Genomic DNA, 11,234 nt, shown 5'->3' with positions numbered 1-11,234 from the left:
CATTTAAGTTAATTAAGAATTTTATTAAACAGGAGACAAAGGGAGATATGTCATTTTCGATAACAGAAAAAAGAATAATTTTAGCGAAAGAAGTTGATAAGATTTATGAAGATCATCTCTTAAGTAATAATGCATACTGTTTCAGTCCATCTGCAACAATAGACTCTATCAATAAATATGATGAATTTAAAAAAGATGTTGCAAGGTTATTGGAAGTACATAAAAATAATGTCCATATCTTTGGGAGTGGAAAATTAGGATTTAGTCTGAATCCAGAAAAGAGATTAAAGGATTTTGATGACGAATCAGACATTGATATAGCAATAATCAGCGATGTATATTATAAGATGTTTAGAGATGCATACTTTAAAGGATTCTATAATGAACAATTTAATTATCGTGCACATAAAAAAGTAACGAGTGCAATATTTAGAAGATTTATTATTTTTGACGGATTTACAGAGAAGAATGATGAATATGTTAGATGGATTGAAAAAACAGGAGAGTTTAAATCAACTATACAATTGGAATACGAAATAGAGAATGATATTAATTACAGAATATTTAAAACTTGGGACGCGGTCAAATGTTATTATGAAAAATCAATAAAAGAATGTAAGGAGCAATTAAATGAGAATAATTGAGAAAATGCAAACTGAAATTAAAACATCAAAATGGCTTATTGATTCGCGGAGAAACGGTACATTGGTAATTGATAATTCCTTTCAAAGAAACTTTGTTTGGTCTAAGAAGGACCAGATTAAACTAATAGAAACTATATTACTAGGATATTCAATTCCTGAAATATATTTATATAATGTATCGGTAGATCCTAACACTGGAGAAATGATAACCAGTATTATAGACGGACAGCAACGAATAGGATCGATTACGGATTTTATTAATGATGAGTTTATGTTATCTGAGCGTTATTTAAGTAATTCAGATGTTTCTTTCGCTAATAAATATTTTAGGGACTTAAGTACAGATGAGAAGAAAACAATTTGGAGTTATCCATTCACTTCTAGGGTAATAAATACAGAGATTAGTAGAGAATACATTGTAGAGTTATTTTTAAGGTTGAATGCTACAGATAAAACTCTTAATCCCCAAGAACTAAGAAATGCTGAGTTCAATGGTGAATTCATTAATCAAGCAGAAAGAATTTCTGATTTAGAATTTTGGAAATATATTTTTTCTGCAAGTAAAACTAGACGTATGGCTGATATTGAATTCATCAGTCAAATATTAGTATACTTCAGATTTGGAATTGAAAGTGAATTAAATCAAGAGGCTATTAACAAAGCATATGATATGTTTAATGAGAAATACGATAAAAAAGAGGAAGATTACTTAAGGTTTACTAAAATAATTTCTGTGTTACAAGAGTTCATAGAGATACCAAGTGTTTATCAATTTATGAAAAAAGTAACACATTTATACACTTTAATAATTGTTGTAGACTATTTCTTGAGTAAGAAACCAGAATATATAAGAAGTGTGGATTTTAAAATAAAACTAACTACTTTTTCAAGCGCAATAATATATAATTGTACAGTAGACTTAAATGAAATACAATTAAGTTTAGTAAGTGAATATATGAAACTAGCTTTAGAAGGAACTAAAAGAAAAAATAATCGTATAAAGCGTACAAACATTATAAAAAAATTCCTAGCTTAGTTTACAAGTAGAGAGTCAAAAGGTAAGGTTCTCTTTGACTCTTTTCTTACACAGAAAAACCGCAGTTACAATGATACGGTGAACCGTATCATAAATGACGGCAGTTTTTGCTGTATACTAGACATGTCAACTAGTGTATAGGATTAGCATGTAGTATGCTTATGACTATAAGGCTGATTATGGATAATAAAAAATAAAGGCAACTTTCGTTTAACCCGACTATTTTTCGTGATATAATAAAGAAAACCACATAAGCGAGGATGTATCATGACCAAACATCATATATATAAAATGAGTGTAGCAAGTGTCTATCCCCTTTATGTTACGAAGGCGGAGAAAAAAGGACGTACGAAAACAGAAGTCGATGAAATCATCCGTTGGTTGACAGGGTATAACCAGGAAGAGTTAGAAGCGCAACTGGAAAAACAGACAGACTTTGAGACCTTCTTTGCCGAAGCTCCCCAACTGAATCCTTCGCGGGCTTTGATCAAAGGTGTGGTCTGTGGTGTCCGAGTGGAAGATATTGAAGAACCAACTATGCAGGAAATTCGCTATTTGGATAAGCTGATCGATGAGCTAGCAAAGGGAAAAGCGATGGATAAGATTTTGCGGAAATAATAATTAAAAACGAAAAAGCACTGATTCCATATATAAAATATAAAAGAATCGGTGTTTTTTTGTAAACCGACAATAATCTTGAAACTTCAGGTAAACGAGTCTAGTAATCCGATATAATAAAACTATATCACCTAAAGGAGGAAGCTGTAGGGCTAAAACTGCCGATACCACGTTACGGTGAACCGTATCACAAATAAGTGATACGGTTTTTACTTATTTGACAGATTATCACATTAAGTTGATTACTTAAAGTGATATATTGACATTGACGTAGCGTAAGAGATTATACTTTACTCTAAAGGAGATGATGACATGAATATTACTGAGATTCGCTCTGATCAAATTTACGAAAAGATAATGAGCGCACCAATAGAAAAAAAGAAGATATATACAGATATGAAATTATGAAACCTTTTGAATTTAAATGGGAATGCATCAATGTTCCTATTAAAGCAAAACAAAAAGGTGGATATGATGTGGTTATGGCGAGCGAAATGTTAGGCTTTTTACCACCAAGAGATATCGATGAAAGTCAAATAGATAATATAAGTAAACTAGCAGATGATAAGGTTTGGGATATTTGTAAAGACACTATTAAAAAGTCAATAAATGTATTTCAAGGAGAAGGTTATGAATTGAATGTTTTGGAATATACATTTTCAATATTATTAGCAAACCCTAAAAGTCCATATACAATATTAAATGATGGATACTGCGGAGATGGAGGGATACCTGGATATATACTTTTATCATTAATCCCAAATGAATACACACTAAGTAGGCTTACAGTTGCACTTGCTCATGAGGTTAATCATAATATTAGATTTCAATTTATAAAATGGAGCAATGATATAACACTAGAGGAGATGATGATAAATGAAGGTCTTGCAGAAAATTTTGCTACATGGATGTTCGGAGAGGATAAGGCAGGACCTTGGGTAAGTAAGACTGACATGGAGACTTTAAATGAATATATAAAACCTATAATAAAAGGGGGGTTAAAAGAGACTGGATTTGAAAATATAACAGCATATCTTTATGGAGATGAAATGGCTGAGATGCAAGGGTATTTTCCAGTAGGACTACCATATTGTGCAGGTTATGCTTGTGGATATCATATGATTAAGTACTACTTAGAAAAAACAGGTAAGTCCATAATAGAAGCAACACTTTTACCATATGACGAAATTATAGAGGGTATAAAAGGGTTTTGGGAGTAAATTACAATAATACCTTTCATAAGATACCATAGATAAAGTAGAACTTAAAAACGACCTCCATTGGAGATGTAACGGAGAACCGTACCATAAATAAATGATAAAAATAGTCTTAACCAGGTAGATTCAATGGCTAAGGCTATTTTTATTTAATAATGCAACTGTAAAATCAAAATTATGTCTATAATTTTAATCTCATATTTCTTATTACTATCTAAAAGTTTATTTTTTGTTATTTTTATACTTGCTTATAACGTTACGTAATATATTATAATTATTTTTGAGGTGAATAATTGCATGAAAAAAGAGTATTTAACTATTGGGGAATTAGCGAAACAAATGGGCGTAACTGTAAGAACTTTACAATATTACGATAACGAGCAAATATTAAAACCATCTAAACTTTCAGAAGGTGGAAGAAGGCTATATTCTAGTAAAGATATTATAAAGCTACATCAAATTCTATCTTTTAAATATTTAGGCTTTTCATTAGATGATATCAAAAATCAAATCTTAAAACTTGATACACCTAATGAAGTTATTAATGTATTAGAACATCAAAAAAGTATAATAAAAGAACAACTTGAAAATTTAAATGAAGCATTAAATTTGATAAATTCGCTCCAATCAGAAATACAGAATATTCAAGAGGTAAACTTTCAGAAATATTCTGAGATAATTGAGCTACTAAGGCTGGGAAATAAAAATTACTGGGTATGGAAAATATTAGATAATACATTAACAGAACATATTAAATCTAGCTTTTCAGATACTCCAGATTTAGGGGAGGAACTCATTCAAGAGTATTTAAAACTTGTAGACATTACATTTAAATTAAAAAACTCAAATGTTAGTGTTAAAAGTGATGAAAGTATGAAGTTAGCAAAACTATGGTGGAAGTTAATTTTAGATTTTACAGGTGGAAATATGGATTTAATTCCAAGTTTAATGAATTTTAATAATGAAGTATCAGGTGGTAACTACGAATTATCTAAAAAGCAGAATGAAATAAATGAATATCTTGGAGAATTGTTGGCACATTATTTTAAAATTAACAAAATTAGTATTAATGAAAACTTATAAGAAAGGGTGAAGTAATTTGAAATTAATATCAGATAAAGAGTTATACGAATTTGCAAAAAAGAAGGTGGAATCGAAAAGAGAATTTATAATACATGTAGGTATATATTTTATTTTTTCAGTTATATCTATAACCTTATTATTAATTAATGGCTTTAAACCTCAATATATAGTTCCTGTATTAGGTTGGGGAGTAGGTGTAATATTTCATGCTCTATCTCTTAATTTTAATTTTAGCTTTAATTTGGAAAATGAAATTCAAAACGAAATTAAGAAGTTAAGGGACAACTAATTATTAAATTTAAGTTTTAGAATTAATTTTCTAATTCAAATAGATGCTATTTTATTTATCTATAATATCTTCATTCTTTATTTCTAAGTTTATAACTTCAATTCAACTTAATCTATTATAAAAATTACAACTTATAGGAGCAGATTAGAAATTTTATCAAAATTATTTATATTTATTTTTTATCAAAATTTGATATAATATAAATAAGAAATGCAGAAAATAAAAATAGGATGCTACCAACACCCTATAATATACAATCTAGTTGCTTAGGCAACTGGTATCACTATAATTTAATATGATTAAAAAACAGTAGCTTCCAATTGCGAGCCGAGGCTACTATTTTTTTTGAGATTTTTTCTATAAGTAATACTAAAAGTGACAGCCAAAATCTTTGATTTTGCTACTGGAACTTTCACAGAGTGTAATTTATGTAGAATATATACAGAAGAATAAAATGGTAAAACCTCATTTGCAATAGTTACGGCGAACCGTATCATAAATAAGTGCGGTTTTTCTTTTAAAGCTTGATATATATGGAGTTAGAGTGATTTTGTAGATTAATATATGATAAGTTAAAATAATTATAATATGCTTTTTTATGATGAAAGCTTACAACAGATATCTTAGAATTTGTCAAAAGTATAAGGTAGAATTTTGATATGCTACTGAAATCTTGTTCAACACAAGAATATAAAAAGAGATTGCTTTAAACTTAATAATAATTGAATAAGAAGAAGTGTTAGGATTGGCCAAATTAAACTTAATTAGAATATTGAAGTAAAGTACAGATTATCAAAGTCAAAAATAGTTGAATTAAATGCCGAAGAATAATTAAAGTTAAGTTAGTTCGCTTTCACAGTGAAGGTAGACTTTTCCATTTTAAAATCTATTTTCCGTGACTTCACTTATGGTTTTAGTAGTAATAGACTCTGATAAAATGATTTCTTTAAGATGCTGTAGAGAACTTAAATCTTTTATTATCTATAGCATTTTCTATATGCACTAATAACTTTTCTAAAAGATAATTCTCATTTATATCATTATCCTTTTTTTCTAACTCAACATAATATCCTTCTGTTGCTATAGTAATTATCTCTGCATTATTTACTAAATAGTTAAAAACAGACATATCTACAGCATTGATAGCTTTTTTAGTATGGAAACAATCTAAATCAATATCTAAAATAAATTTCTTGTTTACTTTATTCGAGATAAAAAAACCAGGTATAAACGTATTTATCTTATTTAATTTGAACAATAGTTCCTCTCCTTCTATTACCTTATCATACACATTAATTTGGCATTCATCGTCATGTGAACTTTTTTTACATTTGCTAGTACAGCAAGGATCTATATAGTATATTTTACTATTGGCATAATCTGTGCAAATATCTGCATTCATTAGGCTAAATACTACTGCGTCTGATATCATTCCAGTTTGTAATGCAAAATCTATATGCTCATCGTTACAAAGCCTTTCTAATGATGATATAATTGTACTTGATTCATTTATATCTACATCCGATATCAATTGATCTCTTACGGGTCTCCATTCTAAGCCAGCAACCTTACGGGAATGCCTATAAAATGCACTACGAGTATCCATATGGTGGTCAAAAGTTAATAATACTGGTGCCGTTTCATTATTAGAAGCATACTCTGACCATGGAATTATAACTTCATGATGATTCTCTACAATATAAATTTTCTTTCCGCATACTACTTTTTCAGTTACTTTATCTATTTTCAACAATAATCACTCCTACAGAAACAACCTACAAATTTCGACGTTATATAGAATACCATATCTTTAACAAAAGGAAAAGTGTAATTTTTTGGTAATTGGAAATTTGTTAAACTTAAATTTTCAGCATGTAATTAATACTAAAACAAGCCTTATAGTGTTGAAGGATAATTAATGATTATTATCACTGTAAGAAAACAACTTTTATTTAACTCGACTATTTTTCGTGATATAATGAAGAAAATCATATAAGCGAGGATGTATTATGGCAAACATCATATATACAATGAGTGTAGCAGGTGTCTATCCACTTTATGTTACGAGTGCGGAGAAAAAAGGACGTACGAAAACAGAAGTCGATGAAATCATCCGTTGGTTGACAGGATTGTATATAAAGCGCGATTTTTATGAACAACTAAGTATTAAGGAACCAGACTGTTTTAATAAATGTGATAGCATTAAAGAAGTAGTAAATGATGTTACTAGTATAGAAAAATATGAAGCGAGGGTTAATAAAATGAATAAATTAATACAAAAGATTATTAAGATGACTTTAGTAGGTATGTTAATACTTACACCAATACAAGTTCAGGCTAAATCTTTACAAAATCCTGTAGCAGTATCACTTGATAATAAGATAATTGGTCAAGGATATATAAGTGAAAATGGAAATACTATGATACCTTTAAGAATTCTATCAGAAACTCTTAATTATAAAGTAGAATGGGACAATGAAGAACGGGAAGCAACTATTTCTAAAGATGATAAATATATCAAACTTGCAGTAGGTTATCATAATGCTAAAGTGAACAACAGTTACATTCAATTACCCAGTGTGCCTGAAATGAAAGATAATACTGTCTATGTGCCCCTAAGAGTTGTATCTGATGCATTAGGCTTACAAGTAGGTTATGTAAATAGAACAGCTTATATCTCTACATCAGGCGAGCCAATCAAATTACCTACTGCAAATAAACAGATACCATTAAAAGAAGTTCCTAGTTTATTACTCAGCAACGGTTATAAGAAATTTGGGTCAGATGATATAAGTTATCTCAGACACGCTATAGGGAAAGACGGTATGCCTTACCAAATTTCATTTTCACAGGTAGTACCTGAAATGCAATTAATGCAATTATCTTTGCATGAGAACAATTCGGAAAATCTAGATTTTGTAAAACTACTTCTAAACAGCTTAGTACCTACTGAAGCAGATGAAATATACACTATAATTTCTACACAAGATATTATTCCTTTAAAAATAATAAAGTCCGATGGTTATCAAGTAGGAATTTTAGCGAAAGAAAATCACTCTAGCTTAGAATTAACATTTGATGCTAGTAAAGAGGGTGAACATATTAGCAACTTAACAAGAGATGTAGAAGCAAGTAAAGGAAGATAATGAGATGTGGTATACCTACAGAAGAGTTATTTAGGATGTTCTAAACAACTCCACTTAACTAAGTGGGGTGAAGTTTTTAAGATTTAGAGTTTAGTTTTGTATATAAAAGGGTTGCAGGTGCTAATAGAGTGGTGAACCGCATCATAAATGACTGTGGTTTTTTGGTAGCCAAGTATTTTTAACACTTTAACATTATCCGGATAGATATGAGGTCAGTTGATTGCTCAGATTGCAAGAAAATAAGAGGATAAACAAATAGTTCATCCTCTTAGAATATTTATTTCATTTGTATAGTATGAAAAGTGAATGAAGTGAGAAGTATCAATTATGCAATCATCCATCCTTCTGCTTTCTCACGAATTCCAATAAAACGCCTATAAATACCTGCCTCTTCTATTAAATCCGTATGAGTGCCTCTTTGTACAATTTGTCCACTATCTACTACAAGTATCTGGTCTGCATTTTGGATAGTGGCTAATCGATGGGCTATAATGATAATAGTTTTTCCATGTACCAATGCACTAATCGCCTGTTGAATGAAGTGCTCGTTTTCTGGATCAATGCTGGCTGTAGCTTCATCTAATATGACTATTGGAGCATCTTTTAACATAGCTCTTGCAATATATATTCTTTGTTTTTCACCTCCAGAGAGAGTAGAACCACCGTCCTCTATGATCGTATCATAACCTTGTGGAAGATTCATAATGAAGTCATTGGAGCGTGCTTTTTTTGCTGCTTCTACAATTTCATCGAAATCTTAAATTTTATAATTATGAATATGCCTTTTAGTAGAATAAGAACATATTCATATTGAGGAGAGATATATATGAAAATATCACGTGAATGCATTTATTGTCTTGCTAGACAAGCAGTAGAAATAGCTGAAGAAGCCACGAGTAATATAACAATGCAAGAAGAAATAATAAAAAGATCCTTGAAAGAATTAGGAGAAATGGACTTTAGTGAAACAGCGCCCGAAATAGCTTTTAGGATGCATCAACATGCTAAGAATATTACTGGTATTAATGATCCATATAAGAGATTGAAGGAACAGTATAATGAAATTGCTAAAGATATTTATGAGAGAATTATAGAGGAAAAATGGTTGTATAAGGCAGAAGATCGCTTTGATATGGCTTGTAGGCTGGCTATTGCAGGAAATATTATAGATTTTTCAGTTGGACTAAAGCTAGAGCATTCAGATATTGTTAAGTCGGTTGAAGACAGTATCAAACATGATATTTTTGGTACGGGAACAACTGCTCTACGAGAAGCAGTAGAAAAGTCAAATAACATCATGTATATTGCCGATAATTCTGGTGAAATAATATTTGATAAATTTCTATTAGAGAATCTCCCAACAAACAAGGTTACTTATGTAGTAAAGGGAGGTCCAATAGTTAATGATGCGACTATGCAGGATGCAATAAGCACAGGTGTTGTAGACCTAGTAAAAGTAATTGACAATGGGCATTGTGCGCAAGGAACGATATTAAAAGATTGCTCAAGTACATTTAAGAGTGAATTTAGTAAAGCAGATCTTATTATAAGTAAAGGGCAAGCCAATTTTGAAACATTGAGTGATATTAAAGATAAGAATATATTCTATCTATTGCGAGCAAAATGCAGTTCAGTTGCTTCTGCTATTGGGTGTAAACGAATGGACTATGTGCTTACAAGTTATTAGAATAGCTTTCTTAATTAGATGATTTAGGAGTATGATGCTAAGGAAAGCATATAAATACTTATTTTAAAATTCTAGTAAAAATTGATACGATGAGCCCTATCATAATTAAAAAAGATATAACAATAATACGATTTTCTACATTCTTAACAGAGTGTACCATAGCAGTTGTAATAATAGCCTTTAATAGTGAGTATTCATACTATGTGTAAATGGTCACTAGTCATAAAAAAGAGTGAATGACCATTTACACAAAAATGATCTATTCTTAAACTGTTGGAGATCTCCCACAAACCTTTATTTCTAATGTATCTAAGATAAAGCCTTCGAGTCTATTTAAAGCCTATCTAAACTCCTTTAATTTAGCCATAAACTCTTCAAGTGAATTATAATTATCTCTTGCATCTTCATTTAAAGCCTTAAATAAAATTGATTTTAATTTCTTATTATGAATTTCTACCTTATCTACTGGCTCTGGTACAGTTCCATTTATTAGAAATATACACATTTGTGCAGCATCACTTAAATCTTTCTTCATTAAGCCAACGTTTTCTATCTTTTTAGAGGAATTAAAATCTATGATCTTAACAGTTTTTGGGTCATCGTTATGAATCATAACATTTTTGGGCTTGATATCATCATGGCAAAACCCAGTTTTGTGAAAAACTTTAAGCCCTTTCAACATATTTATTGTAATTTGCACACTCAATTTTTCGTTTCTTTTTTTACCATGGCTATCAAAATTTTCACCAAAAGTCTTGCCCTCAACGTATTCCATCACAATGTATGCTTTGCCATTATTCTTAAAGAAGTCATAAAAAGTTGGTAAAAATTTTGAGAAGCCACACTGTTTCATTACATATGCTTCATGCATTGCACGCTCTATATCTTCCAACTCTTTAATTGCAACTCTCCTTTTTTTGAATTTGTCATATGCAAGATATACAATTCCATAAACACCTTTTCCGATGGGTTCTAAATTAACCATATATTGATTTAATTCTTTTTCAGGCACGTGCCGCCGCCCCCTTCATGCTCTAAATGAATGCTTCAAATTTACTACAATATATGCCATGCAACCTGATTTTGCGTACTTACTAATCCCAAAAGTTTGATACAATATAATTTCTTCATTAAAATACCTCCTAATATTAAAAGGTAGTGTCAACTTGACACTACCCAATTTGTAAAGGAGATTTATTTATGAGACAAACAATAGGAGTAAAGAAAAAAATACATTGAAAACAGTAGTAACAAGTGTAGCGGCTATTACTTTATGTAGTACGGTTTTTGCAGGAGCGAACAATGTAGCAATGGCAATGGCATTGGATAAGGAGGAATCTATTTATACAACGTACAACGTTAGTACTACATTTATTGATAAAGCCGAAGACTATGTAAAGGAAACAACTGTGCCTTCCGATCATGAAAAACTTAGAGAAAAGTATAAGAATAAATGTTTTTTCTTATTTAATAATTTGGTAGCACCCCACAGTATATAACTTTAGTCGCTTAGG

The 11,234-nt window shown here is 30.2% G+C and carries 11 protein-coding genes and 1 pseudogene; 9 read left to right on the top strand and 3 right to left on the bottom strand.

All coding sequences use genetic code 11. From position 1 onward, the window contains the following. The first annotated feature begins 47 nt into the window (after positions 1-47). The 6 genes from HYG84_RS04760 to HYG84_RS04735 all read left to right on the top strand — a co-directional run bounded on the left by HYG84_RS04760 (position 48) and on the right by HYG84_RS04735 (position 4,887). Complete coding sequence (locus HYG84_RS04760) at positions 48-644, top strand: hypothetical protein (RefSeq protein ID WP_212380982.1); 597 nt, start codon at positions 48-50, stop codon at positions 642-644. Further along, complete coding sequence (locus tag HYG84_RS04755; RefSeq protein WP_212380981.1) at positions 631-1,680, top strand: DUF262 domain-containing protein; 1,050 nt, start codon at positions 631-633, stop codon at positions 1,678-1,680. The genes HYG84_RS04760 and HYG84_RS04755 overlap by 14 nt, the downstream gene beginning before the upstream one ends. Positions 1,681-1,971: 291 nt before the next feature. Then, entirely contained in the window at positions 1,972-2,298 is a 327-nt protein-coding gene (locus tag HYG84_RS04750) for a DUF2200 domain-containing protein (RefSeq protein WP_330655581.1), read from the top strand. A gap of 404 nt (positions 2,299-2,702) precedes the next feature. Then, positions 2,703-3,518 carry a DUF2268 domain-containing protein gene (locus HYG84_RS04745; RefSeq protein ID WP_330655580.1) on the top strand — a complete coding sequence of 272 codons (816 nt, stop codon included), beginning with the start codon at positions 2,703-2,705 and terminating at the stop codon, positions 3,516-3,518. 294 nt (positions 3,519-3,812) lie between these two features. Continuing rightward, the gene (locus tag HYG84_RS04740; RefSeq protein WP_212380979.1) at positions 3,813-4,598 is read left to right on the top strand and encodes a MerR family transcriptional regulator; all 786 of its coding nucleotides are present in this window, start codon (positions 3,813-3,815) and stop codon (positions 4,596-4,598) included. A 16-nt stretch (positions 4,599-4,614) separates the two neighbouring features. Then, positions 4,615-4,887, top strand: a complete 273-nt coding sequence (locus HYG84_RS04735) for a 2TM domain-containing protein (protein WP_212380978.1) — start codon at positions 4,615-4,617, stop codon at positions 4,885-4,887. A gap of 946 nt (positions 4,888-5,833) precedes the next feature. Here the strand turns inward: HYG84_RS04735 and HYG84_RS04730 are convergent. Next, positions 5,834-6,637, bottom strand: a complete 804-nt coding sequence (locus HYG84_RS04730; RefSeq protein WP_212380977.1) for a UPF0489 family protein — start codon at positions 6,635-6,637, stop codon at positions 5,834-5,836. Positions 6,638-6,896: 259 nt separating this feature from the next. Between HYG84_RS04730 and HYG84_RS20610 the strand changes: the two genes are divergently transcribed. After that, positions 6,897-8,033: a DUF2200 family protein gene (locus tag HYG84_RS20610; RefSeq protein WP_330655579.1), complete on the top strand. Its 1,137-nt coding sequence runs from the start codon at positions 6,897-6,899 to the stop codon at positions 8,031-8,033. A 325-nt stretch (positions 8,034-8,358) separates the two neighbouring features. Here the strand turns inward: HYG84_RS20610 and HYG84_RS04720 are convergent. Continuing rightward, positions 8,359-8,784: pseudogene (locus tag HYG84_RS04720) on the bottom strand (ATP-binding cassette domain-containing protein); the annotation flags it as partial. Positions 8,785-8,859: 75 nt separating this feature from the next. Between HYG84_RS04720 and HYG84_RS04715 the strand changes: the two are divergent. Continuing rightward, on the top strand, positions 8,860-9,720 hold the full coding sequence (locus tag HYG84_RS04715; protein WP_212380975.1) for a damage-control phosphatase ARMT1 family protein: 861 nt from the start codon (positions 8,860-8,862) through the stop codon (positions 9,718-9,720). Positions 9,721-10,060: 340 nt separating this feature from the next. Here the strand turns inward: HYG84_RS04715 and HYG84_RS04710 are convergent, their stop codons facing one another. Beyond that, entirely contained in the window at positions 10,061-10,732 is a 672-nt protein-coding gene (locus HYG84_RS04710; protein WP_212380974.1) for a protein kinase domain-containing protein, read from the bottom strand. A gap of 223 nt (positions 10,733-10,955) precedes the next feature. On the opposite strand from HYG84_RS04710, the gene HYG84_RS04705 reads away from it, so the two are divergent. Next, positions 10,956-11,219, top strand: a complete 264-nt coding sequence (locus HYG84_RS04705) for a hypothetical protein (protein WP_212380973.1) — start codon at positions 10,956-10,958, stop codon at positions 11,217-11,219. The last annotated feature ends 15 nt before the right edge of the window (positions 11,220-11,234 follow it).

This window comes from Alkaliphilus sp. B6464 (assembly GCF_018141165.1).
GTDB lineage: Bacteria > Bacillota > Clostridia > Peptostreptococcales > Natronincolaceae > Alkaliphilus_B.
Note: the sequence above shows the minus strand (reverse complement) of the source record. Positions and strands in the feature narration are given on the sequence as shown.

Coding starts and splice junctions, on each gene's coding strand:
- HYG84_RS04715 (WP_212380975.1), top strand. CDS start 8,860: ATGAAAATATCACGTGAATGCATTTATTGTCTTGCTAGACAAGCAGTA.
- HYG84_RS04740 (WP_212380979.1), top strand. CDS start 3,813: ATGAAAAAAGAGTATTTAACTATTGGGGAATTAGCGAAACAAATGGGC.
- HYG84_RS04745 (WP_330655580.1), top strand. CDS start 2,703: ATGAAACCTTTTGAATTTAAATGGGAATGCATCAATGTTCCTATTAAA.
- HYG84_RS04755 (WP_212380981.1), top strand. CDS start 631: ATGAGAATAATTGAGAAAATGCAAACTGAAATTAAAACATCAAAATGG.
- HYG84_RS04760 (WP_212380982.1), top strand. CDS start 48: ATGTCATTTTCGATAACAGAAAAAAGAATAATTTTAGCGAAAGAAGTT.
- HYG84_RS20610 (WP_330655579.1), top strand. CDS start 6,897: ATGGCAAACATCATATATACAATGAGTGTAGCAGGTGTCTATCCACTT.
- HYG84_RS04750 (WP_330655581.1), top strand. CDS start 1,972: ATGAGTGTAGCAAGTGTCTATCCCCTTTATGTTACGAAGGCGGAGAAA.